We start from the raw sequence: 25,376 nt of genomic DNA, 5'->3' as shown, positions 1-25,376 counted from the left end.
GCCCCAGGGCGTCCGCGCCTCCGGCGCTCCTGTTCCTCGGTCGCCGCTCACCTCCAACGTTAGACCGCATGAGGGACAGGCCCGTGTTCGGGTTACGCACCCTCCACCACTTCGATTCGCCCGTCCTCCCCAGTCACGCAACGCTCGCGGGCGGGCTTGGTCACTTCTCTGGGGGCCGGTGGTCGGTAAGCCAAGAGCACGCGCCCGTTGGGCGCAGCCTGCATTTGCGCGATTCCACCCGATGTGGGGTTGGCAAGCCACGACCGGAACGCTAAGGTTGAGTCCTATGCCGCCCTCTGCGCACCACCATTCCGTGAGTTCCACCAGGGCTTGGTCTAACTGGTCGTTCGACACGGACGCCCAACGGCGGTCCTTCGCTTCGCTCCGTCCCTCTCCGTCGGTCGCCGGTCAACTCCAACGTTAAGTCTCACCGAACAGCCGCCCTTGACGCGCGAGTTGTTGTAGCTACAATAACCATGCGCGTGACCTACGATCCCGAGAAACGCGAGCGCACCCTTCGAGAGCGCGGATTGGATTTCGAAGACGCTGCAATCGTGTTCGCCGGCGTGACGCTTGAGGTCGAGGACACACGGAAGGACTATGGGGAAGAACGGATCATCTGCTTCGGCCTGCTGGCAGGCCGGATGGTGGTGGTCGGCTATACACCGCGTGGCGCGGATCGTCACGTCTTTAGCATGAGGAAAGCGAATGCCCGCGAGCAAGCCCGCATCGCGCCACTCTTTGAAGTCTGATCTGGCGCGCGTAGATGCGCACCGAATCAAAAAGACCGAGTACGAGGAACTCCCCGAACTCACCGACGACATGTTGGCGCGCGCCAAGATCAGCAAGGGAGGTCGGCCTCCTTCGGAGAACCCGCGCAAGCAACTGACGCTTCGGCTGCCCGCCGATGTGATCGAGCGTTGGAAGGCAACCGGCCCAGGTTGGCAGACTCGCATGGCCGATCGTCTGAGCAAGGTGCGGTGAGACTTAACAGGTCTACAAGGACTTCCCGTTAGTTCAAACTCTTCACTTCCTCAGCGCGCGTGGATGCAGGTTCGAACGAAGGTCAGACCGCACATCTACAAACGGCCTTGTTGCACGGAGTGCGGGCCCAGATACCAACCGCTCAGCGGGGCTCCATTCGATCGGCGCGGTCGCGGTGCCGCTGCCTGTTAGCCGAGTTCACCCGCTGCCGGTCTAACCTGTTTGGTGCATCTTCGCTTGCGCGTCTGAAGTGAAGAAACGATCAACCTATATGTCGAATGCCTCAACCCGACGCAACGCGTGCGCTGACGTGGTGCGGGTCAAAGGGCCTGCCACGCACCAGGACAGCCCAGATGATCCGGGCGTTCTTGTTGGCTACGGCCACCAGCGTGCGCTGCCAGCCGATGCGCTGCTGCAGCTGCAGGATCCATCGTGACACCGCGTCGCCATGGCGCGCCGCGTTGGACACCACCGAGCGCGCTCCCTGGATCAGCAGCGTGCGCAGGTAGTCATCGCCTCGTTTGGTGATTCCGCCCAACGAAGTCTTGCCTCCGCTGGAGTTCTGCCGGGGTACGAGGCCCAGCCAAGCGGCGAACTGCCCGGCACTGCGGAACTGGCGCAAATCGCCTACCGACGCGATCAACGCACTCGCACTGACGGGCCCGATGCCAGGGATCGGCTGGAGCTGCCTCGCCTGGCCATCTTCCTTGGCGTGCATTGCGATCTGGGCGTCGCACCAGGCGACTTCTTCATCGAGAGCCCGCCAGTGCGTGAACGCTCGATCAAGCACCAGCCGCGCCGAGCCGGGCAGCTCGTTGGAAGCATCTTCCAGCGTCGCGCTCAAATGTGTCCGCAGCGCTGCTGGGCCCTTGGGAAACACCAGGCCGAACTCACTCAAGAGCCCACGGATGCGGTTGATGCAACCCGTGCGCTCCTCCTTGTACGCCTCGCGGAGTCGGTGGACGCACACCACACCTTGCTGGGCGCAGCTCTTGACTGGAACGAAAGCGCATCTTGGGTCGTGAGGCTGCTTCGCAGATCGCAGAAGCATCGGTCGCATCGTTCTTGCCACCTTTGCCTTCCATGCGGTAAGGCGTGACGAAATGCGGTGCGACCGCGGCTGCAGGCCCAGCGCCATGAGTCTTCGCGCCCAATGGTGGGCGCCGGAGCAGGCCTCCATGGCCACCACGCAGCCGGCCGGAAGCTGGGCGCACCAGGCGGCAAACTTTTGGCGGCTCATCCCGCGGGCGATCACCACCCGCTCCGTTGCATCCACGCCGTGCACCGGGATGACATGCTTTGCCAAGTCGACGCCCACTCGTGTAATCTCGCTCATGGACTTCCCCTTTCGAAGGTTCAGATTGACTTCCACACACTTCAATCTTGGCACTCCGATGCCGTTTCTTCGATTGCGGGAAGTCCCTTCGTATTCGTTCGACTCGGACGCCCCGGTGCGCCCGTGCTCTTCGCGCACACGCGTGCCGGTCGCCGGTCAACTCCGACGTTATACGTCGCTCAAAGCGCTTGCGAGCGGCACCGAGTAAACTGTGCCGAAGCATGTGGAGGTCGCAATGTCCACCCTAGTCGACGAACTTTCAGCCCGAGCCAAAGCCTTGTCGGCTGAGGATCGCGCCCGCCTCGCAGAAGAGCTCCTTGAGTCTCTGCAAGGCGAGGCTGATGCCGATTCTGATGCCGCCTGGGATCGAGAGATTGACCGCCGGGTTGCTGAGATCGAGTCGGGCGCGGTTCGCCTCATTCCTGCCGAAGAAGTCCACACTGAAGCCCGCCGTTTGATCCGGCGGTGAGGTCCGTCCGCTACCACCCAGAAGCCAGTGCAGAGTTTCTGCATGAAGTCGAGTACTACGCCGCCATCAGCACTCGGCTTGCGGAACGCTACGACAGGGCGGTTCATGCTGCCGAAACGCAGGCGGCGGCTACTCCCGAGGCTTGGCCGAAATACGGGCGGCAGACGCGCCGAGTCATTGATCGTAGATTCAACTTCTCGCTGGTGTATCTGCACAGCGAGGATGAAATCTATGTGGTCGCAATTGCGCCTACGAATCGAAGGCCAGGCTACTGGAAAAGGCGGGTCCGTGACGTATAACAGGTCGTTCGACTCGGACACGCAGCGGCATTGGGCCGCGAAGCGTGCTGGTGAGATTACGCCTCGCGGCCCAATGTCGCTGCGTGCCGGTCAACTCCGACGTTATACCGCTGGGCCAGGCCGTTGACGCCACTACGTCGTGTATATACACTGAGGTCATGGAGTTCACCTGGTCCGAGGCGAAGCGCGCAGCGAACCTCAAGGTACACGGGCTCGACTTTGTTGATGCACCCTTGATGTTTGAGGGCGTGACGTTCACGTTCGAAGACGATCGGTTCTCCTACGGCGAGCAGCGCTTTGTGACGCTGGGCCTACTTGCCGGCATTCCCGTCTCAGTAGTTCACACGGAGAGTGAAAGTGAAATCCGCATCATCTCGTTCCGACAAGCCACAAAGCGCGAAGCGCAAATCTACTTCAGTGAAATCCAAAACTGACTGGGAGCGCCTGAAGGCCACTAAACCGGCCGCTTCTCCGGAGCATCCGGAGGCAGACGTTAAACACATCGTCCGGGGAGTGGTGAGGCGCGGCTTGCAACCGCTTCCTTCGAAGGCGTCCATCTCATTGCGCGTGGACCAAGACGTTCTTGAGTGGTTCAAGGCGCAAGGCCCTGGTTACCAAACTCGCATCAACAGTGTGTTGAGGGCGTTTCGGGATGCATCGGTATAACTGGTCGTTCGACACGGACACCCAGGTGCTTCCGTGCGCTTTGCGCACGCGCCTCCCGGTCGCCGGTCAGCTCCAATGTTATGCCTCAGCTAAACCGGCGACTGGACAGCTATGCGCCTTAGGCGTATAGTTGATGCATGCTCACGGTCGTCGAGACCCTTCTCTTTCAGAAGCAATGGCCTCTTTACTGGAGTGAGGAGGACGGGGCGAGTTCGCCGCGTTCATCGCGGAGCGCCCTGAGGCCGGAGATGTGGTTTCCCGGTTCTGGTGGCATACGTAAAGTGCGCTGGAGCCGGGCTGGTACGGGCAAATCCGGTGGCGTGAGAGTCATCTCCTACGTTCGCACCGCGCAGGAAGACCTCGTTCTCCTAACGCGGTACGCGAAGTCGAAGACCGACAACCTCACCGGCGCGAAATTGAAGGAGATCCGCCGTGCCCTCGAAGAGTAAACCCCTGACCGATGCGCAGTTGCGCGCATACGAATCCAAGCGCGACCTGGCAGCCGAGTTGCTCGAGTCAGTGCAGCAGATGAAGGCCGGAAAGACCCAGGTGGTTTCTTCGCCCGCCATCGAGGCACGTGAGCGCACCGGGCTCTCACAGTCGCAATTCGCCAAGCTCCTTGGAGTCTCTGTGCGCACCCTTCAGGGCTGGGAGCAAGGTCGCAAGCAGCCGAGCGGGGCTGCTCGCACTCTACTCGCCATCGCCCGCAAGAATCCCAAGGCGTTGCTGGCGGTCGCTGGCGAGTAGCGGGCGTGAGGCATAACAGGTCGTTCGACGCGGACACGCACCGGCAAGGCGCCGCGAGCCGGGCGCGCGAGCATACGGCTCGCGGTGCCTTGCCGGTGCGTGCCGGTCAATTCCGACGTTAGACGCCAAGGAGGCATCATGACCGTCAAGCGTATGGACAACGTCGGCATCGTGGTGGAGGACATCGATGCCGCCATTGAATTCTTTACCGAACTCGGCCTTACCCTCGAAGGCCGCATGCCCATCGAAGGCGAATGGGCTGGCCGCGTCACCGGAGTCCGCGGTCAGCGCGTCGAGATCGCAATGATGCGCACCCCCGACGGCCACAGTCGCCTCGAGCTCTCGCGCTTCGACGCCCCCGCCATCGCCTCCGATCACCGCGCAGCCCCCGTAAACTCGCTGGGATACTTGCGCGTCATGTTCACCGTCGAAGACATCGACGACACGCTCGCCCGGCTCAGCAAGCTTGGTGCGAGGGTGGTCGATGAAGTCGTCAATTACCAGGACGTCTACCGGCTCTGCTATATCCGGGGTCCCGAAGGCATTCTCATCGGGCTCGCCCAACAACTCGGGCAGCAGACCTCCCGAGCGAATCCCGTGGAGCGTAAGCGTTGAGACCGCATGACCTCACTTCCGTCGCTCTCCTGCCGTGAGGTATCGGCCGCAGATGATCTTGCTGCCCTCACGCACTTGATCCGCTCCGCATATGCCCCGCATGCGGCCAGCGGATTGCGCTATTGGGCCACCCATCAGTCCATGGAAGATACCGCCAGGCGCCTTGCATCAGGCCGTGGCTTCGTAGGCGAACTCAATGGAAGGGTGGTAGCAACGGTCACCCTCAAGCGAGCAGAGCCTGACTCTCCGGTCGAACTTTTGCGCGAGCCTCACACGTGGTCCTTTGGGCAGTTTGCCGTCGCGGCGGAGCACAAAGGCAAGGGCTTCGGCAAGCAAATCCATGACTTCGCCCTCGGCTATGCCGCCGCGCATGGCTGCACCAAGATGGCGCTGCACACGGCACAACCTGCAGCAGCCTTGATCGCCATGTACCAGTCTTGGGGTTACGCATTGGTGGGCACCTGTGACTGGCGGCCCCATACAAACTTCCTGAGCGTACTGATGTCCAAACCACTTGCGGCAACGCCCAGTACAAATGCGGCCTAATCCCTCCATCGAGCGGACGTTTCCAAGGCCGCTTCGCGCCCTTTGGCCCGCCGCTCGTGTCGAACGTTAGGCTCCACTCAACATATGAGTGCCCTCACTACTGTCCTGCTCGCGCTGGCGTTGTTCGTCAGTGCTGGGCTTGCCTGGAACCACTTTTTCGGCGGTTTCGCGCCGGCTCCCTTCGGAAGTCGCTCGTGCCAGGGGACTGCATGGAAACGGGCATTCCCGGCCGCTTCGAAAGAGCAGATTCGCGGCTTTCTGTCCACGTTCACCGATAGCTTTGCGTTCCGGGCCAGCGAGCGGCTCCAGTTTGCGCCGGACGATCGCATCATGTCCGTGTATCGGGCCATGTACCCGGACAGCGGCGGCATGGATGCCTTGGAACTGGAGACGCTCGCCATGCTGACCGAGCGCCGATACGGAGTACGACTTGCGGAACTCTGGTCCGATCGACTTACCTTCGGTGAGCTGTTTGCCGCCTGTGCAGGATCGAACTCGCGAGGAAGTGATGCCTGACACACGGAGTCGCCGACGTTAGGGGCGGATCGTCGGCATTCGCCAGCGCCGCCAGCTTGCGCTGGGGCTTCAGGCATTTCTTCAGCAGTTCAATCCGCGGATTCCGCCCGGTATCACAATACGGCACCTCGACATTGGGTGACGGGCGTGATGGGCAGGAACACGATTTCTCACTGGGACGGCAAGCCGGAAGTCCGCGCTGGCGCCTGGCCTGGCGGGCAGGCCGCGTTGTCCCTGCGCTGGGCATTCTGGCTCCTGGCCACAGGGGCGTGCTACTACCTGGCCACTCGCATCGCCTGGACGCTCACTTTCCCAGGCAGCAAGGTATCCCTTCTCTTCCCGCCGCACGCGGTCCTGGTTTCCATCCTGCTGCTGGTTCCCACCCGGCAGTGGTGGGCCTATGCGCTGGCCGCCGCCGGCAGCCACTTCTTCGCCACGCAGCAGGAGCAGTGGCCGCTGCTCTATGCACTGCAGAGCGAGGCTTTCGACGTCGCGAAGGGTGTCCTGACGGCCGCGGGCATTCGCCTGTCGATCCAGTCGCCGTTCGATCGCATCAACCTGCGCGAGGCCATTGCCTTCTTCCTGGTCGCGGTGGTCGTCGTTCCCGCCGGGACAGCCTTCTGGGGGGCGGCCATCACTGTTTCCAATCACTCTGGAACCGAGTACTGGACCGAATGGCGCAACCTTTGCATCTCCAACGGAGTGACGGCGATGGTGCTGGTGCCGGCGATCCTGATCGGCGCCCGTCGAATCGTCACGGGGAGATTCAAAGTTACACCGTCGCGCATCCTGGAAGCCGGCGTGCTCGCTGTGGCCGTTGCAGCGGTGGGATGGCTCTCCTTCGACCGCTTGCCCGCGGGGCCGGACACGTCGCCCGCGCTGCTCTATGCGCCGGTTCCCTTGCTTATCTGGGCGGCCCTGCGCTTCGGCCTTGGAGGCATCAGCGCGTCCGTGCTGGTCATCGCGGCCCAGGCGATCTGGGGAACGATGCAGGGACGCGGGCCGTTCCTGACGCAAACCCCCGTGGAAAACGCAGTGGCCCTGCAGCTGTTCCTCCTGATGGTGGCGACTCCCCTGATGTTGCTCGCGGTCGCCATCGAAGAGGAAAGGGGCTCCAAGGAAGCATTGCGCGTCAGCCAGGAACGCATGAGCCTGGCGGTGGACAGCGCGCAGTTGGCGCTATGGGACTGGGACGTGGTGAACGACCGGGTCTGGATGACGGACGAAGGACGTAAGTTTTTCTGCTTCGCGCCGGGCGAGCCCCTCCACTACGCCAGCCTGGCCGGCCGTGTCCATCCCGACGACGCCGCCGTGCGGGCGACGGCGATCCAGCGCGCGCTGGAGATGGGCGGCTCGTATGAGGCGGAATACCGCGTCATCCTGCCGGATGGCTCGGTGCGATGGATCGCTGCGCGCGGCCGCCGAAGCCCCGTCGTCGATGGCGCGCCTGCGCGGATACTGGGCGTCTCGATGGACGTCACGGTCCAGAAGCAGGCTCGCGCGGAGGCGCAGCGGCAGCGGGAAGAACTGGCGCACCTGTCCCGCGTGGGAACATTGAGCGCGCTTTCGGGTTCCCTCGCGCACGAGTTGACCCAACCACTGGCCAGCATCCTCTGGAACGCGCAGGCGGGCCAGCGCTTCACGTCGCAAGACGCGCCGGACATCGGCGAGCTCCGCGCCATCTTCGCGGACATCGACAGCGGGGCCTCGCGCGCCGGAGAGATCATCGGGCGCCTGCGTACCATGCTGCGGCGCGGAGAGGTCAAGCTCCAGCCCGTGAGCGTCAAGGAAAGCCTCCAGGAACTGCTCGACCTCACCCGGGGCGTTCTCGTTGCGCGCGGTGTCTCCGTCTCGAACCTTGCCACCGGCGAGCTTCCGCCGGCGCTGACGGATCGCGTGCAACTCCAGCAGGTCCTCCTCAACCTGATCCTCAACGCGTGCGACGCCATGGAGGCGAATCCACCCGGAGATCGCAACCTCACGCTCACGACGGCCACCGCGCAGAACGAGGTACGCATCGGTGTGCTGGATTGCGGGATCGGCTTGCCGGACGACATCGAGTCGATGTTCCAGCCGTTCCACACCACCAAGGCGGATGGCCTGGGCATGGGCCTGTCGATCTGCCGCACGCTGGTGACCTCGCACGGCGGCAGGGTGTGGGCGGAGCGCGGGGCCGAACGCGGCGCCGCGTTCTATGTCGCGCTGCCCCTGGCGCAGCAGGATGCGCAAGGGTAATGGGGGTCAGACCCCATTGTCGAATCTTTCACGTCAGGGGGCACGCGGTCCCCAGCCATGGATGAGTGGGACTTCAATCGACAGCAGCTTTCGAGCACAATCGCGCTTCCACGTTAGACCAACCGCGGAGGCTCCATGTCAAGACAACTGGCGCTCGGCCTGATTGCGATTGCCTTGCTTGCTCTGGCCAGCACGGTGATCGTGCGTCAAGCCCTGCAAGTTGAAAACCTTCAAGCACGCGTCGCGAACCTTGAGAGCCGTATTGCGGACATCGCTGCGCTGAAGCTCCTTCCCGTGGAGTCGGGTAAGTAGGCGACAGTCGAGAGCGGACCCGCAGTGCGTTCGCGCGAGCCCGATGCCACTGCGTGCCGGCCAACTCCGACGTCAGACCGCTATTGCGTAAACGGAGCCACTCGATGAAGCCATTCACCACCGCCGCCGTCGTGCTCTTGTCTTTGGTTGCCTTGCTTCAATTGCTGCGCGTTGCAATGGGTTGGGAGGTGGTTGTCGGTGGATTGCCTATTCCGCCCTGGGGCAGTGTGGTCGCCTTTATCGTCGCAGGAGGGCTTGCGGTGCTGGTGTGGCGGGAGAATCGCTCGTGAAAATCAGGTGAACGTGACGATCTCACTCGTCTCTCGCGTTGCTCTCGCTTCCACGTTAATCCGCCAATGCGCCTTCCCCGGCCTCTCCTGCTGTCGCTGTTCGTGGTCCTCGCCGCATCCGCGTACTACCTGGTGCTGTTCACGGGCGCTGGCAATCCGTATCGTGGGGGCACCTTCCGCGGCGCGATACTGATGGACGCGGTGGCGGTGCTTGCCGTCTTTGCCGGGGTGGAGATCATCCGGACGGAGCGGGAAATCGCCATACGTGCTCTTGCCGGCGCACTCAGCTTCCCGTTGGCATTGGTCGTCGTTGTCACATTTGGTTTTGGCGTTCAGAGGTACATCGCGGCGTAACAGGTACACATGGGACTCCTCACCTTCAGCATCAACGTCACCCTGGACGGCTGCGTCGACCACCAGGAAGGAATCGCCGACGACGAGACACATGCCTTCTTCACCCGCCTGCTGGACCAGGGCGGGGCGATGCTGTGGGGCCGCGTCACCTACGAGATGATGGAGAACTACTGGCCCGCGGTTGCCCGCGGCGATGTGGAGGCACCCGCGGCGCTACGCGAGTGGGCGGTCAAGCTGGATGCCAAGCCGAAGTACGTGGTGTCCTCGACGCGCAAGGACTTCCGCTGGACCAACAGCCATCACATCGCAGGCGACCTGCGCACCGGCGTCCAGAAGCTCAAGGACGCGACCCCGGACGGGGTGCTCCTCGGGAGCGGCAAGCTCGCGACCGCGCTGGACCGGCTGGACCTGATCGACGAATACATGTTCCTGGTCCACCCAAGGATCGCCGGCCACGGTCCGACCCTGTACGACAGCGGGCTGCCCGGCACGCGCCGGCTCGCATTGATCTCGGCGACGCCGCTTCGCAACGGTGCGGTCGCCATGCACTACCGGCGCGCGCGCTGACCATCGACCAGGAGATCCAGCATGAAATACCGAGGAAGTTGCCACTGCGGCGCAATCGCCTTCGAAGTCGAAGGCGAGATCAAGAGCGCCATGTCCTGCAATTGCTCCATGTGCCAGCGCAAAGGTTCCCTGCTCTGGTTCGTCCCCAGGGCCTCGCTCCAGCTCTCCACCCCGGAGGAGAGTTCGCGCGTCTACACCTTCAACAAGCACCGCCTGAAGCATCACTTCTGCCCCACGTGCGGAATCCACCCGTATGCGGAAGGCCAGGACCCGAAGGGCAACGACATGGCGGCCATCAATATCCGTTGCCTGGAGGACATCGAGCTCTCGTCGATCCCCGTCACCCACTTCGACGGCCGGTCCAAGTGAAGTTCTCGGACCGGGCAGCGAATCGTGGACCGAAAGCTGCCGTGTCCGCCTGAAGGTGTCTCTCGCCGGACGGAAGGCTGTCGCAATTCGTCACATCGCTTGGCACCAACTCTGTGCGCTCGAATAATGGGTACTCACTTCCTATCCATGCGCCGAGGGCGATATGAAACTGATTTTCTGGCCTGCGGTCCTGCTGATGCTGCGGCTTCCCAACGAGAAGAAGCTGCCGCTGATGCTGGTGATCTTCTACCTGCCGCTCGCGCTGTTGTACTTCGAGGTCGGTCACCAGCTCTCGCCGGCCGCCCAGGCCTGGCTCGCAGGCGGCGTCCTGCTCGGGGTCTACGCGATGGTTGCCTTCTACCTGCAGGCCAACGAAGGCTGGACGCGGGTGCTCGGCCCGTTCCGCCGGCTCGCGGATGGCGACCTCACCGGCAAGGTGGACGCCACCGGGCTGGGCGGCCACTTCGGGCTGTTCCTGCGGCTGCTGGGTGACATCAACCGCAACCTGGGCCAGATCGTCACGCAGGTGCGCCACAGCTCCCACGCAGTGGCGCACTCGGCGCAGGAAGTGACCGAGGGGAGCACCGACCTGTCGCGCCGCACCGAGCAACAGGCGGCGACGCTGGAAGAAACGGCGTCCGGGATGGAGGAGCTTGCGGCGACCGTGGAGCAGAACGCCGAGAACTGCCGTGTGGCCTCCCAGCTCGCGCAGCGCGCCGAGACCGTCGCCCGCGACGGGGCGCAGGAGGTGCACGCGGTCGTCCAGGGCATGGGCCGGATCCGGCAAGGCTCGCAACGCATGTCGGACATCATCGGCACGATCGAGGGCATCGCCTTCCAGACCAACATCCTCGCGCTCAACGCCGCCGTTGAAGCCGCGCGGGCGGGCGACCAGGGGCGCGGCTTCGCGGTGGTGGCCACCGAAGTGCGCGCCCTGGCGCAACGCAGCGCCGACGCCGCCAAGGAAATCCGGCAACTCATCGAGCAATCGGCCAGCGAGATCCTCGAGGGCAGCCGGCAGGTCGAAGCCGCGGGCAAGGTCATCGACGAGATCGTGACCAGCGTTCAGCGCGCCAATGAGCTGATCGGCACCATCGCCACGGCCTCCGCCGAGCAGAGCGTCGGTGTCGGCGAGATCAACCGGGCGATCGTGCAGCTGGAAAGTGTCACGCAGGAAAACGCCGGCCTGGTGCAAGCGGCCGCACAAAGTTCCCATTCCTTCCAGGACGAGGCGCAGCGGCTCACCGAGGTGGTGGCGCGCTTCCGCATCGGCGACGAAGCGCCGACCCCGAGGCATCGCGAAAGCCCGTCCGTGACCCTGCCGCGGCTGGCGCAGCGGCCCGCCGCCTGAGGCGGCCGGCGCCCTTTGCGGCGCGCGGGGGTTGCGGCACACTCGCTGCATGAAGACCCCCCGAGGCAATGAACTGGCGGCCGTCCTGAAGGCGCGCTTCGAGAAGAACATGCACCGGCACGCGGGTGTGGCATGGGCGGCCGTCCAGGCAAGGCTGGATGCGAATGCCGCCGCGCTGAAGTCACTTGCCGCCATGGAGGCGTCCGGCGGCGAGCCGGATGTGGTCGGACCCGCGGCGAAGAAAGGCGAGGTCACTTTCGTCGATTGCGCCGCCGAAAGCCCCGCCGGCCGCAGGAGCCTGTGCTACGACCGTGCGGCCCTGGATGCGCGCAAGGAAAACAAGCCGCAGGGCAGCGCCCTCGAGATGGCGGCCGACATGGGCATCGCGTTGTTGACGGAGGAACAGTACCGCGCCCTGCAGGCGCTGGGCGAGTTCGACCTCAAGACCTCCAGCTGGATCCAGACGCCGCCTGCGATCCGATCGCAGGGAGGGTCGCTGTTCTGCGATCGCCGCTACGGCCAGGTCTTCGTTTATCACAATGGGGCGCAGTCTTACTATGCCGCGCGGGGTTTTCGCGGCGCGCTTGTCGTGTGAGCGGCCCGGTCGCGCCATGACGCATTCGCTCATCCCCGCGCTGTTCTTCACGGTGGCGCTTCTCGTCACCACCGCGTACTTCCTGCTCGGCGCCGTGCCCTTGCTCGTGCTGGAGCACGACACGCCGCTCGACGGCCGTTTCGTGCGCGGTTTCTTCAACACCTACTACCTGGCCGTCATGTTCACGGCCAGTGGAGCAGCATTGAGCTATGCGTGGGTCGGCAGGTTCGGCTTCGGCGCCGGCGCGGCCGGCCTCGCGCTGCTGGCCGCCATGCTGCGCAAGAAATTCCTGCCGCGGATGGACCACCTGCGCGCGCGGATCGAGGCAGGGCATGCGGAAGCGATCGCGGGCTTCCGCCGCCTCCACGTGGCCGCGATCCTGATGAACGTCACGCAGCTCGCGCTGATCGTCTGGACGCTGATCGCCTTCTCGCTCAAGTGAGCGGCCTCGGCGGCAAACCTCAGCCGATCCGCCCGAACCACACGACCGACAACCCCGCGGCAGTGATCGCCAGCAGCGCGGCCAGCAGCGCGATCAGCCCGGTCAGCTCCGTCTCGCGTGTCTGCACCTGCACGCTGGAGCCCAGGGTTCCATAGACGTCGCGCAGCTTTTCGGCCGTGCCGGCGTGGTGGTATTCGCCGCCGGTCATGCGCGCCACCTCCTTCAAGGTGGTTTCGTCCAGCTGCATGTAGATCGACATGCCCTCGGGCATTTCGGCGGCGCCGTTCACCACGCCCAGGCCCACCACGTAGATGCGCACACCGCGGTCCGCTGCCATCTTGGCCGCGGCCAGCGTGTCGATGCCCACGGTGCGGCGGCCGTCACTGAGCAGGATGATGGCGGCGGTGTTGTACGAGCCGGGCTTCACGGGGGTGATCTGTTTCGGCTGCCTGGCCTTGTCGTCCAGGCTGCGGCTGGGCCGCCTGCTGCCGCCGCCGCCGAATGTCATGTCGCCGACGTCGATGCCGTGGTCCGGGAACAGCTCCGACAGCGACATCACGATGGCGTTGCCCACCGCGGTGCCCCGCTGCATCTGGAAGCCCTCGATGGCGGCCACCAGCGATGCGCGGTCCAGGGTGGCTTGCTGCGCCACCTGGGTGCTGCCGGCGAAAGTGACGAGCCCGACTTCCACGTTCTTCGGCAGGTCGCGCAGGAACAGCTTGGCCGCCTCCTGCGCGGCCTCCATCCGGGTCGGCTTCACGTCGGCCACGCGCATGCTCAGCGAGACGTCGATGGCCAGCATGATCGTGGTGCGCGCCCAGGGCAGCGGGATCCGCGCCATCGGCCGCGCCGAGGCGAACAGCAGCGCGCCCAGCGCCAGCAGCAACAGCGCCGGCGGCACGTGGCGGCGCCAGTGGCGCCCGGCGGCCGCGGCCGTGACGACGGCGATGTTGCTGTAACGAACGGCGGTCTTGCGCCGGCGGCGCAGCAGCCAGACGTACGCCAGCGGCAACAGCGGCAGCGCCAGCATCAACCAGACGAATTCGGGCCAGAGGAAGAACATGTTGCTTTCGCGTGCATCCATCGTGCCCGGGAAGCACGGCCGCCGCAACCGCCGGGTTATTCCACTCGCGTGAAATGCGCGCGCACGTGCTTGCGGTCCAGCAGATCGAAGTGCCACCATTCATTGGCGATGCCCTGGAAGCCGCCGGCGTCGATCAAGGTCCGCCTGAGCAGCTGGCGATGGGCCTGCTGTGCCGGGGTGAGTTCCCCGCTGGCCAGGAATTGCGCTTCCAGCCGCGGGTGCGAGAGTTCCACCATCTCGTCGAAGCCGCTGCCCATGTCGAGCTCGCGGCCGGCGTCGTCCACCAGCGTCGCATCCAGCGCCATGCCGAAGGAGTGGATCGAGCCGAGCGCCGGGTTGGCCACGTACTGGCGCAGCTCCGTGCCCTCCAGGTGGTCCCACAGCTGGACCTGCACCCGGTGCGGCCGCAGCGCGTCCAGCACCAGCAGGCGGTGCCCGGGCGCCTCGCGGGCGAGCAGCGCCACCGCGCGCTCGACGCCGGCGGCGGCGACGCGGTGCAGCCAGGCGCAATCGAGCGACCCGTACAGGTCGCGGCCGACGAAGTTGTTGGTACCGGCGTAGCGCAGGTCCACCGCGATGCCCTCGATGGTGGACAGGCGCCGGAAATCAGGATGGGAGCCGATGTCTTCGCAATGCATCTGGTACAAAGGATGAGCACATGGCCACAGGATAGCCGCTCGGGACGAGGTGTCCGGATCCGGCCAGCGCACCGCGCGGCGTGCCCGCATCATCCAAACCGAATGTCCTTCCCCGCATCGTTCAACCGTCTCGCGGCCGCCAACCTGGCGGCGCAATCCGCCGAACAGCTCAGCCTGGCCGCCGTGCCGCTGGTGGCGGTGCTCGTGCTCGGCTCTGGGGCCGGAGAGATCGGCTTCCTGGCGGCGGTGCAGACGCTGCCCTTCCTGCTGCTGTCCATCCCGCTCGGCCTGGCGGCCGACCGCCTGCCGCGCCGCACCTTGATGGTGCTGGCGGAGGGCTTGCGCGCGGCGTCGCTGCTCGTGCTGCTGGCGATGGTGCTCACGGGAGCGATGACGATCCCCTGGCTCGCCGTCGTGGGCTTCCTCGGTGCGGTGGGAACCGTGGCCTTCAGCGTGGCCGCGCCCGCGCTGGTGCCCGCCCTGGTGCCGCGAGAATCGCTCGGCCGCGCCAACGGCCGCCTCGAACTCGCGCGCAGTACGGCGTTCGCCGCCGGACCGGCGCTGGCCGGGGCGCTCGTCGCGTGGGTGGGCGGCGCCGCGGTGTTCGTGCTGGGCGCGCTGTTGTCGGCCGCTGCGGTGGCACTGCTGGTGCGCATCGTGGAGCCGGCCCGTCCGGCGCCACCGGATCGCCATCCGCTGCGCGAGATGCACGACGGGGCGCAGTTCGTCTGGCGCCACGAGCACCTGCGCCCGATGGTGCTGGCGGGCGTGGTGTGGAACATCTCCTGGTTCGTGCTGCAGGCCGCCTATGTGCCTTATGCGGTGCGCGCGCTCGGCCTGGGTTCGGGCGCGGTCGGCGTGACGCTGGGTTGCTATGGCGCCGGCATGGTGCTGGGCGCGCTGCTGGCGCCGCGGCTGGTGGGCCGCATGCCCTTCGGGCGCGCCATCCAATTCGGCCCGGTCGTGTCCGTGTTCGCCGCGGCCACCATGGTGATGACCTTGCTGGTTCCCCACGGTGCGCTGGCGGGCCTGTCCTTCTTCCTGTTCGGCGCCGGCCCGATCATCTGGACCATCACCACCACGACGCTGCGGCAGGCCGTCACGCCGCACGGCATGCTGGGCCGCGTCGGCGCGGTGTTCCTCACGCTGAATGCAGGAGCGCGGCCCGTCGGCGCGGCGCTGGGCGGCGTGGTCGGCGCGGCCTGGGGCGAGGCCGCGTGCCTGTGGCTGGCCTTGGGCGGATTCGTCCTGCAGGCCACGATCATCCTGTTGTCGCGCGTGCGCGGGCTGCGGGAACTGCCGGCCTGATGGAGCCGGCGGTATAAAGCCCGCATGCACCACCACCTGCCTTCGTCCCCGGAAACAGTTCATTGGGGTTGGTTCGACGCGGCGCTGCCGCACCTGCTGACGGTCGACAGCGGCGACCGGATCACCATCGACACGGTGTCCGGCGGGCCGGCCAACCTGCCGGGCGAAGGTTTCCACGTCCCGCCGGAGTTGCTGCAGGTGCATGCGAAATCACAGCGTCGCCTGCCCGGCCACATCCTCACCGGCCCGGTGGCCATCCGCGGCGCGGAGCCGGGCGACGTGCTGGAAGTGCGCATCGTGGACGTGCAACTGCGGCAGGACTGGGGCTACACCTTCGTGCGGCCGCTGGCGGGCGCCTTTCCCACGGAGATCACGGCCTTCGAGCAGATCATCACGCGGCTGGACCGCGAGCGGAGCGTCGGCCTTTTGCCCTGGGGACTGGAGATTCCGCTGCGCCCGTTCTTCGGGGTGATGGGCGTGGCGCCGCCGCCCGCCTGGGGCTCCATCTCCACCATCCAGCCGCGCGCGCACGGCGGCAACCTCGACAACAAGGAGCTGGTGCCGGGCGCGACGCTGTACCTGCCGGTGTTCAACCAGGGGGCAGGCTTCTCGGTCGGCGACGGGCATGCCGTGCAGGGTGATGGCGAGGTCTGCACCACGGCGATCGAGACCGCGCTCAGCGGCACCTTCGAGATCCACCTGCGCAAGGACCTGCGCATGGACTACCCGCGCGCCGAGACGCCCTCGCACGAGATCACCATGGGCATGGATCCGGACCTGGACACGGCCGCCAAGGACGCCCTGCGCCGCATGATCGACCGCGTGGTGCACGCGACCGGGTTGTCGCGTGAACGGGCCTTCATGCTGATGAGCCTGCAGGCCGACGTGCGCGTGACGCAACTCGTCAACGACCACAAGGGCATCCACGTGATGATGCCGAAGACCGCGCTGCGCAAGGCGGCTTGACCGGCTTACAACATCGCCAGTGGCGAAGCTCCGCTCGGCGGCGCAAACAGCCGGTCGAGTTCTTCCAGTTCTGGCTGCGTCAGGGGCCGGGCGCGTGCTGCGGCGTTTTCCTCCACGCGCTGCGGACTTCCGGCCTTGGGAATGGCGATCACGCTGTCCTGTGCAAGCAGCCACGCGGTGGCAGCCTGCCCCGGCGTCATCCCATGGTTGCCCGCAAAGGTCTTCAGCGGGCGGGAAGCCAGCAAGCGGCCCTGGTCGAAAGGCGAGTACGCCATGACCGGAACACCGCGCTCGCGTTGCGCGGGCAGCAGGTCCCATTCGATGCCGCGCTCGCCCAGGTTGTAGAGCACCTGGTTGGCCTGCGCCGCGGCGCCGCCCGCGGTCTTCCAGAGTTTGTGCATCGCCCTGGCGTCGAAGTTGCTGACGCCCCAGTGCCGGATCTTGCCGGCACGGCGCAGCGCTTCGAATGCTTCCACCGTCTCGGCCAGCGGCACCGAGCCGGGCCAGTGCAGCAGGTACAGGTCGATCACGTCCACGCCCAAGCGCTTCAGGCTCGCGTCGCAGGATTGCGGCATGGCGCGCCGCGACGCGTTGTGCGGATAGACCTTGCTGACCAGGAACACCTGGTCGCGCAGGCCTGCAATGGCTTCACCCACCAGCAGTTCGGACCGCCCGTCGCCGTACATCTCTGCCGTATCGACCAGGGTGAGGCCCAGCTCGATGCCGCGCCGCAGCGCTGCGAGCTCTTGCCCGCGCAGGCGCGGGTCGTCACCCATGTTCCAGGTGCCTTGGCCGAGCGCCGGCACGCTTTCACCGCAAGGAAGGACGCGTTGCATGAAAGGGTCCGGCTAGAGGGACATCGACGGCCGCAGCGCCATGGCCGCGCGCCAGCGCTGCAGGTTGGCGTGCTGTTCGCCCGGCTTGACCTTGACGGCGCGGGCGAAGTCCACGGCCACCACGGCGGTGATGTCGGCGATGCTGAACGTGCCCGCGGCGATGAACTCCCGTCCCGCCAGGTGCGCATCCAGCGCGTCGAAGAAGTCCTGCACGCGCTGGCGGCCGCGCTGCGCCAGCTCGGGGATCTGCGCGTAGTTGCGCGGCCCCGGCAACGCGCGGTCCACCATGGCGGGCGATCCATTGCGCAAGCCCTCGGCGATGGCGAGAAACCCCTCGAACTCGACGCGCCAGTTCCAGCTCGCGATCTCGGCCTTCTCCATCGGCGTGCGGCCCAGCAACGCAGGCTCGGGTCGCAGCGCTTCCACATAGGCGGCGATCGCCGCGTTGTCCGCCAGCACCTGCCCTTCCTCGGTCGCCAGCGCGGGCACGGTGCATTGCGGATTGATGCGCCGATAGGCATCGCCCATCTGCTCGCCATTCCTCAGGTCCACCTGCACCGTTCGGTGATCGATGCCTTTTTCCGCCAGCAGGATGCGGGCGCGACGCGGGCTGGGCGCGGTGGCACAGTCGTACAGGGTGATCATTGCTGCTTGTCCTGCGTCTTCGTGTCGAAATCGCCGGCATCGTGCCGCTCGTGCAACTGGCTCGCCGGCTCACCCCAGGTGCGGTTCACCATGCGGCCGCGCCGGGCGCCCGGCCGCTGTGCGATCTCGTTGGTCCAGCGCAGCACATGGGTGTACTCCTGCACCTGCAGGAACTCGCCCGCTCCATACAGCTGGCCCTTGGCCATCGCCCCGTACCAGGGCCAGATGGCCATGTCGGCGATGGTGTAGTCGTCGCCGGCGACATAGCGCGTCTCCGCCAGCCGCCGATCGAGCACGTCGAGCTGCCGCTTGACCTCCATCGCATAGCGGTCGATCGCATATTCGATCTTCGTCGGCGCGTACGCGTAGAAATGCCCGAAGCCGCCGCCCAGGAAAGGCGCGCTGCCCATCTGCCAGAACAGCCACGACAGGCATTCGGCGCGTGCCGCGCCTGCCTCGGGCAGGAAGGCCTGGAATTTCTCGGCCAGGTAGAGAAGGATCGCGCCGGACTCGAACACGCGCACCGGCTGCGGCCCGCTGCGGTCCATCAGCGCGGGGATCTTGGAATTGGGGTTGATGGCGACGAAGCCGCTGCCGAATTGCGCGCCTTCGCTGATCGGGATCAGCCAGGCGTCGTACTCCGCGCCGGCGTGGCCGAGTTGCAGCAGCTCCTCCAGCAGCACCGTCACCTTCGCGCCGTTGGGCGTGCCCAGCGAATAAAGCTGCAGCGGATGCCGGCCGACCGGCAGTTCCTTCTCGTGCGTGGCGCCGGCGATCGGCCGGTTGATGCTGGCGAACTTGCCGCCGTTGTCCTTGTTCCAGGCCCACACGGCCGGCGGGGTATAGGCAGGGGAGTCGCTCATGCGATCGAGTATAGGCAGGCAGCGCCGGATGAGGGAACGGCTATAGTGCCGCCTCTTCACACACGGATTGGCATGGGCGCAGGAACGTCGTCGCTGGAGTCGCTCCTGGGCTCGCTGGTGGCCAAGCACGGCATCACTGGCGCGTCGCTCGCGTTCGTGCGCGAAGGCGCGATCGAGCTGGCCGTTGCGGGCGTGAAGGACGCGCGCACCGCGGAGCGCGTCGGCACGCAGACCATCTTCGATGCGGCCTCGCTCACCAAGCCGCTGGTGGCGCACGCCGCACTGCAGCTCGTCGATGCGGGCACGATGCAACTCGACGAACCGCTGGCGCGCTGGACGCCGCCGATCGTGCCGGACGATCCGGCGGCGTCGCTGATCACGCTGCGCCACGTGCTCACCCACACTTGCGGCCTGCAGAACCTGCCGGGCAAGGAGCCGTTGCGCATCTTCTTCGCGCCCGGAAGCCGGTTCAGCTATTCCAGCGTGGGCTTCATGCTGCTGCAGCGGGCGATGGAAGCGGCGACCGGCGAGCCGCTGGAAGTGACGTTGCGGCGCCTGGTCCTCCTTCCCTTCCGGATGCAATCCTCCAGCCTGGAGTGGAACGACCGCTTCCTGCTCGACTTCGCAGTTCCGCACGAAGGCGCCGATCCGCTGGTCAAGCACCGCCCGCCGGCCGCCAACGCGTCCTATTCACTGCAGACCACGGCCGCCGACTACGGCGCATTCATCGCGGCCGTGCTGCGCGGCGACCGGCTGGTGCCCGCGACCTGGCAACAGTGGCAGTCCGCGGCCGTCATGGTGCCGCTGGGCGAGATCGTCTACGTGCAGCCCGAGGCCAGGCCGACGGAGCCCGGCATCGGCTGGACGCTCGGCTGGGGCATCGAGCCGCGTTCGGGCACGCTGTTCCAGTGGGGCAAGGTTCCGGGCGCGCGGGCGTTCGCGATGGTCGACCCTGGGCAACAATCGGGCATGGTCCTCCTCACCAACTCCAACACCGGCCTGCGCCTGATGCAAGGTCTGGCGGATGCGCTCCTGCCCGGCGAACATCCCGCCATCCCGTGGTTGTCGAAGGGCGTCTCCGAATGAATGACGATGCACCGGGCGGCCAGGAGCCGCAGCGACTGTCGAAGGTCGTCGCAGCGCTGGTTCCATGCTCGCGCCGCGAAGCCGAGCAGTACATCGCCGAAGGATGGGTGCGGGTGGATGGGCGCAAGGTGGAGGAACCGCAGTTTCGCGTGACCAGCCAGCAGCGCGTGGAGCTGGACCCGCAGTCGTCGCTGCAGTCGCCGGAACCGGCGACCTTCATCGTCCACAAACCCGCGAGGATGGACACGCAACAGGCGCTGGCCTTGCTCGGCGCTGAAAATCGCTGGTCCGGTGATGTCTCGGGCATCCGCCGCGTCAAGAGCCACGGCGTCGGGCTCATCCCGCTGCTGGCACTGCCCGCGCCCGCAAGCGGCCTCGCCGTCTTCAGCCAGGACCGCCGCATCGTCCGCAAGCTCGACGAGGACGCGAAGGTGATCGAGCAGGAACTGATCGCCGACGTCACCGGGACCGTCGCTCCCAACGGCCTGGCGCGCCTGGGCCGCGGCCTGGTCTACGAAGGAAGGGCGATGCCGCCGGCGCGCGTGAGCTGGCAGAACGAAACGCGTCTGCGCTTTGCAGTGAAGGGCATCGCGCCCGAGTGGGTGCCATGGATGTGCGAGGAGGTCGGCCTGAAGCTGACGGCGCTGCGGCGCATCCGCATCGGCCGCATCGCGATGGCCGGCCTGCCACCCGGCCAGTGGCGCTACCTGTCGCCGGGCGAACGTTTCTAGCGCCGCAAGACGCCGCATGGTCATCGATCTCATCGACGGCACCTACGAGCTGTTCCGGCATTTCTATGGGCTGCGCCGGTTCACCAAGGACAAGGACCGGCCGTACGGGGCGGTGACGGGTGTGCTGAACGGCGTGCTGGAGATGGTGGAGCGCGGCGCCACGCACGTCGGCGTCGCGACGGACCACGTGATCGAGTCGTTCCGCAACCAGCTGTGGGCGGGCTACAAGACCGGCGCGGGCATCGAGCCGGCGTTGCTGGCGCAGTTCCATCCGCTGGAGGAAGCGCTGGCAGCGATGGGGGTCGTGGTGTGGCCGATGGTCGAACTCGAAGCGGACGACGCCCTGGCCTCTGCCGCGCGGCTGGCGGATGCGGACGAACGCGTGCAGAAGGTGCTGATCTGGACACCGGACAAGGACCTTGCGCAGTGCGTGCGTGACGAGCGCGTGCTGCAGGTCGATCGCAAGGGCAAGAAGATCCGCGGGGCCGCCGACATCCGCGAAAAGTTCGGCGTGGAGCCGGCGCTGATTCCGGACTACCTGGCGCTCGTGGGCGATGCAGCCGACGGCTACCCGGGCATCGAGGGCATCGGCCCCGTCGGCGCGCGCCGCCTTCTCAACCAGCACGGACCGATCGAGTCTTTCCCCGCCAAGGTGCTCGGAGAGCACCTGCAGCACGCGCTGCTGTTCAAGCGCCTGGCCACGCTGGACGCCGATGCGCGCCTGTTCGACAACGTGGATACCTTGCGCTGGCGCGGCCCGACCGGTGCATTCGCCGCGTGGGCGGAACGCATGGGTGCGCCCAAGCTGTTGCAGCGGGCGCAGGCTGCGCAGGCGAAAGTCGAGGCCGAGGCGTAGGCCGCGCGTCAGGCGTCCTGGCCTGCCATCAATTCCATCTTGCGCGCCTGCAGCTGCTGGGCCAGCGCCATCAGGTCCATGCCCTGGGTCTTGCGCGCCTTGGGGAACATCTTTTCGCGCTCGTCGTTCACGTGGTGCAGGATGCCGTCTTCCAGCTCCAGCATCAGCCTGGCGTCGACCGGCGCCTGCTCCAGCTTGCGGATCAGCTCGCGCGCTTCCTGGTGTTCTTCCAGGCCGTCCTTCAGGTTCTCCCGGTCGCCGGTCGCCTTGATGTACGCGGGATAGAAGATCTCTTCCTCGATCTGCATGTGGACCAGCAGTTCCTGGCAGATCTGCCGGGCCAGCACCTTCTGCCTGGCCGGGTCCTTGGCGGACTTGTACTGTTCGAACATGCGGATGACTTCGTTGTGGTCTTCGTCGAGCAGGACGGTTGCGTCGTCGTGTTGGGACATGGGTTCTCCTGGTGCGTGGATGCAGCCAAGGTAACGTCGTCCCGCCGCGAAGGCGACCTCCGGTCCTCGGGGGACGCTGTAGTCGGTTGCCTACGTCAGGCGAGCAAGCTGCAGAAGCGCGCGAGGTCGACGTTGCCGCCGCTGAGCAGCACACCGACGCGCTTGCCGCGCAGGTCGGCTTTCATGCGGCGTGCCGCCGCCAGCCCGAGGCTGCCGGTCGGTTCCACCAGCAGCTTCATGCGCGACGCCATGAAGCGCATGCCCTCCACCAGCTCGGCGTCGGTGGCGGTGAGCACGTCGTAGACATCGCGGCGAATGATGGGAAAGGTGATGGCGCCCACATGCTGCGTCTGTGCGCCGTCGGCGATCGTCCTGGGTGTTTCGATGTGGACGATGGAACCCTTGCGAAAGGATTGCTGGCCGTCGTTGCCGGCTTCCGGCTCCACGCCATACAGCTTGCACGCCGGCGACAACGCGCGTGTCGCGAGGGCGCAGCCGGACAACAGGCCGCCGCCGCCGAGCGGGACGAAAAAGGCGTCGAGCGGGCCGACGTCCTCGAACAGCTCCTTGGCCGCGGTGCCTTGGCCGGCCAGCACGTCCGCGTGGTCGAAGGGCGGGATCAGCGTCATCCCGCGCTGTTCCGCCAGGGCGCGGCAGAGCTTTTCGCGGTCGTCCTTGAAGCGGTCGAAGATGACGACCTCGGCGCCGTAGCCTCGGGTGGCGTCGATCTTCGAGGCCGGCGCGTCCTGCGGCATCAGGATGGTGGCCGGGATGCCGAGCAGCCTGGCCGACAAGGCGATGCCCTGCGCGTGGTTGCCCGACGAGAACGCCACCACGCCGGCCTTGCGTTGCTGCGGCGTGAACTTCGCCAGGGCGTTGAAAGCGCCGCGGAACTTGAAGGCCCCCATGCGCTGCAGGTTCTCGCATTTGAGGAACACTTGCGCCCCGATCTCCTCGTCGAGGATGCGCGAGGTCAGCACCGGCGTGCGGTGCGCATGGCCCGCGATCCGGGCCGCCGCGGCAATGACGTCGTCGTAGGTGGGAAGGGCGGTGTCGGCCATGCGAATCTGCGGTGTTCTGGAGGTGAGCCAGTATGCAGCAGCGCTGCGGTGCCCTCAGCCGGTGACCGGCGGCTCGCGCCGCGCCAGTTCCCAGAAGGCACGGGCCGCGGGGGACAGGCGCGCCGAGTCGAGGCAGGCCAGTGCCACCCGGCGCGAGGTGCGCGGCGTGATCGGGCGGAACACCAGGCCCTCGCGCTGCTCGGGCAGGGCCAGCGATGCCAGCACCGACACGCCGTTGCCATGGGCGACGAACTCGAAGATGGAAAGGACTTGCGACAGTTCGTGGGCCACCTTCGGCCGTACGCCGGCGCGCTCGAACATGCGCATCACCATGTCCTGCGAGCCGGCCTGCGTCAGCACCAGCGGGTATTCGGCCAGGTCCTTGATCGCCACCGTCTTGCCGCGCGCCAGGGGGTGGTTCACCGGCAGCACGGCGACCATGTCGTCGGTGGCGAGCGCGAGTGTGTCGAACGAAGGCTGCGGCAGCCGGACGACCCCGATCTCCACGTGCCGGTCCAGCAGGTCGCGTTCGATGTCGGGGTCGGCGCGCTCGGTGACGTTGACCTCCACGCCGGGATAGCGCCGGCGGAACTTGTCCAGCAGCGGCGGCAGCAGCTTCAGCGACGTGCTGGTGCCGATGGAGCCGATCCGCAGCCGGCCGGTGCGCAGGCCTGCCGCGGCGGCCGCGGCCGCCTGCACCTGGTGCAGCGAGGCGAAGACGTCGCGCGCGTGGGGCAGGGCGAGTTCCCCGGCATGCGTCATGGCGACCCCGGCCGCCATGCGGTCCACGAGCGCGCACCCGAGCCTGTCCTCCATGGCGCGCAACGCATGGCTGGTCGCCGACGCACTCATGCCGACGCGGGCGCCCGCCGCCGCCAGGCTGGACGCACCGGGCAATGCCAGCAGCAGCTCCAGTTGGCGCAGCGTGAGAAGGTTTTCGTCCGTCCGCATGTTGAATTCGTCTTCAATTGAATGTGAAGGCTGTTGAATCCTAAACTGTCATCCATGAACACGCAAACCCAGCTCCACGCATTGCAGGCGGGCGAGGCCCTTGCCTTCCCCGGCTCCTCGAAGGGCCGGGTCATCCTGATCGAAGGCGAGGTGCTGGTCCAGGCGCCGGCGCTCTACCTCGCAGGCACCGCAATCCTGCCGCCGGAGCGCCGCCTGTCGGCCCCGGCCACCTTGACGATGGCGGAGGCGGGCTCGCTGCGCGTCACGCGTTCCGCCCGCCTGGTGGTCGAGGCGGCGCCGGGGCTCGGCGCGACGATCAAGTCGGCCTTGGCCCGCCTGCGCCGGCGGTATCCTGTCGCGATCGCATCTGCTGGAGCGGGCGCGCAAAGGACCTGACATGAAGATCGCCCCGGACGTCGTTCGCGCTTTCACGCCCACCGGCAAGCTGCGCGCGTCCATCAACACCGGCAATCCCATCCTGGCTGCGGCCGACGCCACCCACGGCGCGAGAGGGGTCTCCGTGGACCTGGCCCGGGGCTTCGCCCAGCGGCTGGGGGTGGAGCTGGAACTGCTGGTGTTCGACACCGCGATCAAGTCGGTGGAGGCGGTCACGCAGGAACAGGCGGACATCGGCTTCTTCGCGATCGATCCGAAACGCGGCGAAGGCATCCACTTCACCGCGGCTTACGTCTTGATCGAGGGTTGCTACGCGGTGCGCAACGACTCACCCATCCAGGCGAACGAGCAGGTGGACCGCCCCGGGACGCGCGTCGTCGTCGGCAAGGGCAGCGCCTACGACCTGTTCCTCACCCGCGAGCTGAAGCAGGCGACCATCCTGCGTGCCCCCAGTTCGCAGGCGGTGGTCGAAATGTTCCTGGACCAGGGCGCGGAGGTCGCCGCGGGCGTGAAGCAGCAGTTGGAGGCGGACGTGCTGCCCCTGGGCAACCTGCGGCTGCTGCCCGGACGCTTCATGGTGATCCAGCAGGCGATGGGCTGCCCGCGCAGCCGCGGCGCCGAAGCAGCGGCAGCATTGGCGTCCTATGTCGAGGAGATGAAGCGCAGCGGCTTTGTCGCCGAGGCGCTGCAGCGGCATGGGATCACCGGGGCGGCGGTGGCGCCGGCGGCTTAGGTCGCCATCCCCTGCGCAGTTGCGGCAACTGGCGGCAAGGGACCGTTCGTGAAGTTGCCTTTGAAAAGGCTGGCGGT

Annotated in this window: 36 protein-coding genes; 27 read left to right on the top strand and 9 right to left on the bottom strand. The window is 66.6% G+C overall.

The features are described from left to right. Positions 1-476: 476 nt before the first annotated feature. The gene (locus WG902_RS16810) at positions 477-752 is read left to right on the top strand and encodes a BrnT family toxin (protein WP_340061286.1); all 276 of its coding nucleotides are present in this window, start codon (positions 477-479) and stop codon (positions 750-752) included. Then, positions 709-984 carry a BrnA antitoxin family protein gene (locus WG902_RS16805; protein ID WP_340061285.1) on the top strand — a complete coding sequence of 92 codons (276 nt, stop codon included), beginning with the start codon at positions 709-711 and terminating at the stop codon, positions 982-984. The genes WG902_RS16810 and WG902_RS16805 overlap by 44 nt, the downstream gene beginning before the upstream one ends. Before the next feature lie 283 nt (positions 985-1,267). Here the strand turns inward: WG902_RS16805 and WG902_RS16800 are convergent, their stop codons facing one another. Next, entirely contained in the window at positions 1,268-2,320 is a 1,053-nt protein-coding gene (locus WG902_RS16800; protein ID WP_340061284.1) for an IS110 family transposase, read from the bottom strand. 235 nt (positions 2,321-2,555) lie between these two features. Between WG902_RS16800 and WG902_RS16795 the strand changes: the two genes are divergently transcribed. From WG902_RS16795 to WG902_RS16715, 18 genes are all read left to right on the top strand, one after another. Further along, entirely contained in the window at positions 2,556-2,789 is a 234-nt protein-coding gene (locus tag WG902_RS16795) for an addiction module protein (RefSeq protein WP_340061283.1), read from the top strand. After that, positions 2,786-3,088, top strand: a complete 303-nt coding sequence (locus tag WG902_RS22505) for a type II toxin-antitoxin system RelE/ParE family toxin (protein ID WP_445263699.1) — start codon at positions 2,786-2,788, stop codon at positions 3,086-3,088. Before WG902_RS16795 ends, WG902_RS22505 begins: the two co-directional genes overlap by 4 nt. Before the next feature lie 158 nt (positions 3,089-3,246). Continuing rightward, entirely contained in the window at positions 3,247-3,522 is a 276-nt protein-coding gene (locus WG902_RS16790; protein WP_340061282.1) for a BrnT family toxin, read from the top strand. Continuing rightward, complete coding sequence (locus WG902_RS16785; RefSeq protein WP_340061281.1) at positions 3,440-3,754, top strand: BrnA antitoxin family protein; 315 nt, start codon at positions 3,440-3,442, stop codon at positions 3,752-3,754. The genes WG902_RS16790 and WG902_RS16785 overlap by 83 nt, the downstream gene beginning before the upstream one ends. 137 nt (positions 3,755-3,891) lie before the next feature. Continuing rightward, positions 3,892-4,203 (top strand): type II toxin-antitoxin system RelE/ParE family toxin, encoded by a 312-nt coding sequence (locus WG902_RS16780; protein ID WP_340061280.1) that lies wholly within the window; start codon positions 3,892-3,894, stop codon positions 4,201-4,203. Next, positions 4,187-4,501 (top strand): helix-turn-helix domain-containing protein, encoded by a 315-nt coding sequence (locus WG902_RS16775; RefSeq protein WP_340061279.1) that lies wholly within the window; start codon positions 4,187-4,189, stop codon positions 4,499-4,501. The genes WG902_RS16780 and WG902_RS16775 overlap by 17 nt, the downstream gene beginning before the upstream one ends. 138 nt (positions 4,502-4,639) lie before the next feature. Next, complete coding sequence (locus WG902_RS16770; protein ID WP_340061278.1) at positions 4,640-5,116, top strand: VOC family protein; 477 nt, start codon at positions 4,640-4,642, stop codon at positions 5,114-5,116. Positions 5,117-5,122: 6 nt separating this feature from the next. Then, on the top strand, positions 5,123-5,662 hold the full coding sequence (locus WG902_RS16765) for a GNAT family N-acetyltransferase (RefSeq protein WP_340061277.1): 540 nt from the start codon (positions 5,123-5,125) through the stop codon (positions 5,660-5,662). Positions 5,663-5,746: 84 nt separating this feature from the next. Continuing rightward, complete coding sequence (locus WG902_RS16760; RefSeq protein ID WP_340061276.1) at positions 5,747-6,178, top strand: hypothetical protein; 432 nt, start codon at positions 5,747-5,749, stop codon at positions 6,176-6,178. A 150-nt stretch (positions 6,179-6,328) separates the two neighbouring features. Then, a complete protein-coding gene (locus WG902_RS16755) occupies positions 6,329-8,413 on the top strand; it encodes an MASE1 domain-containing protein (protein WP_340061275.1) in 2,085 nt (694 codons plus the stop codon). Positions 8,414-8,548: 135 nt separating this feature from the next. Next, positions 8,549-8,725, top strand: coding sequence for a hypothetical protein (locus tag WG902_RS16750; protein ID WP_340061274.1), 177 nt, complete (start codon positions 8,549-8,551; stop codon positions 8,723-8,725). A 104-nt stretch (positions 8,726-8,829) separates the two neighbouring features. Further along, entirely contained in the window at positions 8,830-9,015 is a 186-nt protein-coding gene (locus WG902_RS16745) for a hypothetical protein (protein WP_340061273.1), read from the top strand. 66 nt (positions 9,016-9,081) lie between these two features. Further along, positions 9,082-9,369 carry a hypothetical protein gene (locus tag WG902_RS16740; RefSeq protein ID WP_340061272.1) on the top strand — a complete coding sequence of 96 codons (288 nt, stop codon included), beginning with the start codon at positions 9,082-9,084 and terminating at the stop codon, positions 9,367-9,369. Between the two features lie 9 nt (positions 9,370-9,378). Beyond that, positions 9,379-9,936, top strand: coding sequence for a dihydrofolate reductase family protein (locus WG902_RS16735; RefSeq protein ID WP_340061271.1), 558 nt, complete (start codon positions 9,379-9,381; stop codon positions 9,934-9,936). A gap of 21 nt (positions 9,937-9,957) precedes the next feature. Next, positions 9,958-10,305 (top strand): GFA family protein, encoded by a 348-nt coding sequence (locus WG902_RS16730; RefSeq protein WP_340061270.1) that lies wholly within the window; start codon positions 9,958-9,960, stop codon positions 10,303-10,305. Positions 10,306-10,468: 163 nt separating this feature from the next. After that, positions 10,469-11,656, top strand: a complete 1,188-nt coding sequence (locus tag WG902_RS16725; protein ID WP_340061269.1) for a methyl-accepting chemotaxis protein — start codon at positions 10,469-10,471, stop codon at positions 11,654-11,656. A 49-nt stretch (positions 11,657-11,705) separates the two neighbouring features. Next, positions 11,706-12,251 (top strand): DUF4256 domain-containing protein, encoded by a 546-nt coding sequence (locus tag WG902_RS16720; RefSeq protein ID WP_340061268.1) that lies wholly within the window; start codon positions 11,706-11,708, stop codon positions 12,249-12,251. A 16-nt stretch (positions 12,252-12,267) separates the two neighbouring features. After that, entirely contained in the window at positions 12,268-12,693 is a 426-nt protein-coding gene (locus WG902_RS16715) for a hypothetical protein (protein ID WP_340061267.1), read from the top strand. A 19-nt stretch (positions 12,694-12,712) separates the two neighbouring features. On the opposite strand, the gene WG902_RS16710 is transcribed toward WG902_RS16715, so the two are convergent. Both WG902_RS16710 and WG902_RS16705 read right to left on the bottom strand, forming a co-directional pair. Next, positions 12,713-13,756, bottom strand: a complete 1,044-nt coding sequence (locus WG902_RS16710) for a VWA domain-containing protein (protein ID WP_340061266.1) — start codon at positions 13,754-13,756, stop codon at positions 12,713-12,715. A gap of 56 nt (positions 13,757-13,812) precedes the next feature. Further along, entirely contained in the window at positions 13,813-14,415 is a 603-nt protein-coding gene (locus tag WG902_RS16705; RefSeq protein WP_340061265.1) for a M15 family metallopeptidase, read from the bottom strand. A gap of 102 nt (positions 14,416-14,517) precedes the next feature. Here WG902_RS16705 and WG902_RS16700 point away from each other — a divergent pair, with 102 nt between their 5' ends. Both WG902_RS16700 and WG902_RS16695 read left to right on the top strand, forming a co-directional pair. After that, complete coding sequence (locus tag WG902_RS16700; protein WP_340061264.1) at positions 14,518-15,723, top strand: MFS transporter; 1,206 nt, start codon at positions 14,518-14,520, stop codon at positions 15,721-15,723. Positions 15,724-15,747: 24 nt separating this feature from the next. Then, positions 15,748-16,689, top strand: coding sequence for an acetamidase/formamidase family protein (locus tag WG902_RS16695; RefSeq protein WP_340061263.1), 942 nt, complete (start codon positions 15,748-15,750; stop codon positions 16,687-16,689). Positions 16,690-16,694: 5 nt separating this feature from the next. On the opposite strand, the gene WG902_RS16690 is transcribed toward WG902_RS16695, so the two are convergent. Genes WG902_RS16690 through yghU form a run of 3 tightly spaced genes read right to left on the bottom strand, consistent with a single transcriptional unit; the run spans position 16,695 to position 19,033 of the window. Continuing rightward, positions 16,695-17,525 carry an aldo/keto reductase gene (locus WG902_RS16690; RefSeq protein ID WP_340061262.1) on the bottom strand — a complete coding sequence of 277 codons (831 nt, stop codon included), beginning with the start codon at positions 17,523-17,525 and terminating at the stop codon, positions 16,695-16,697. A 12-nt stretch (positions 17,526-17,537) separates the two neighbouring features. Next, complete coding sequence (locus WG902_RS16685; RefSeq protein ID WP_340061261.1) at positions 17,538-18,170, bottom strand: glutathione S-transferase family protein; 633 nt, start codon at positions 18,168-18,170, stop codon at positions 17,538-17,540. Further along, complete coding sequence (gene yghU / locus WG902_RS16680) at positions 18,167-19,033, bottom strand: glutathione-dependent disulfide-bond oxidoreductase (RefSeq protein WP_340061260.1); 867 nt, start codon at positions 19,031-19,033, stop codon at positions 18,167-18,169. The genes WG902_RS16685 and yghU overlap by 4 nt, the downstream gene beginning before the upstream one ends. A 72-nt stretch (positions 19,034-19,105) precedes the next feature. Here yghU and WG902_RS16675 point away from each other — a divergent pair, with 72 nt between their 5' ends. The 3 genes from WG902_RS16675 to WG902_RS16665 are packed head-to-tail and all read left to right on the top strand — an operon-like array spanning position 19,106 to position 21,706. Continuing rightward, positions 19,106-20,119, top strand: coding sequence for a serine hydrolase domain-containing protein (locus WG902_RS16675; protein ID WP_340061259.1), 1,014 nt, complete (start codon positions 19,106-19,108; stop codon positions 20,117-20,119). After that, positions 20,116-20,850: an RNA pseudouridine synthase gene (locus tag WG902_RS16670; RefSeq protein ID WP_340061258.1), complete on the top strand. Its 735-nt coding sequence runs from the start codon at positions 20,116-20,118 to the stop codon at positions 20,848-20,850. Before WG902_RS16675 ends, WG902_RS16670 begins: the two co-directional genes overlap by 4 nt. A gap of 16 nt (positions 20,851-20,866) precedes the next feature. Then, positions 20,867-21,706, top strand: a complete 840-nt coding sequence (locus tag WG902_RS16665; RefSeq protein WP_340061257.1) for a 5'-3' exonuclease — start codon at positions 20,867-20,869, stop codon at positions 21,704-21,706. 8 nt (positions 21,707-21,714) lie between these two features. Here WG902_RS16665 and WG902_RS16660 read toward each other — a convergent pair whose 3' ends face one another. The 3 genes from WG902_RS16660 to WG902_RS16650 all read right to left on the bottom strand — a co-directional run bounded on the left by WG902_RS16660 (position 21,715) and on the right by WG902_RS16650 (position 24,170). Further along, positions 21,715-22,158 (bottom strand): hemerythrin domain-containing protein, encoded by a 444-nt coding sequence (locus WG902_RS16660; RefSeq protein ID WP_340061256.1) that lies wholly within the window; start codon positions 22,156-22,158, stop codon positions 21,715-21,717. 95 nt (positions 22,159-22,253) lie between these two features. Beyond that, positions 22,254-23,219, bottom strand: coding sequence for a threo-3-hydroxy-L-aspartate ammonia-lyase (locus WG902_RS16655; protein ID WP_340061255.1), 966 nt, complete (start codon positions 23,217-23,219; stop codon positions 22,254-22,256). A gap of 54 nt (positions 23,220-23,273) precedes the next feature. Continuing rightward, complete coding sequence (locus WG902_RS16650) at positions 23,274-24,170, bottom strand: LysR family transcriptional regulator (protein ID WP_340061254.1); 897 nt, start codon at positions 24,168-24,170, stop codon at positions 23,274-23,276. A 54-nt stretch (positions 24,171-24,224) separates the two neighbouring features. On the opposite strand from WG902_RS16650, the gene WG902_RS16645 reads away from it, so the two are divergent. Both WG902_RS16645 and WG902_RS16640 read left to right on the top strand, forming a co-directional pair. Continuing rightward, the gene (locus WG902_RS16645) at positions 24,225-24,566 is read left to right on the top strand and encodes a hypothetical protein (RefSeq protein WP_340061253.1); all 342 of its coding nucleotides are present in this window, start codon (positions 24,225-24,227) and stop codon (positions 24,564-24,566) included. A gap of 1 nt (position 24,567) precedes the next feature. Beyond that, on the top strand, positions 24,568-25,299 hold the full coding sequence (locus tag WG902_RS16640) for an ABC transporter substrate-binding protein (protein WP_340061252.1): 732 nt from the start codon (positions 24,568-24,570) through the stop codon (positions 25,297-25,299). Positions 25,300-25,376 lie beyond the last annotated feature (77 nt).

This window comes from Ramlibacter sp. PS3R-8 (assembly GCF_037572435.1).
GTDB lineage: Bacteria > Pseudomonadota > Gammaproteobacteria > Burkholderiales > Burkholderiaceae_C > Ramlibacter.
Note: the sequence above shows the minus strand (reverse complement) of the source record. Positions and strands in the feature narration are given on the sequence as shown.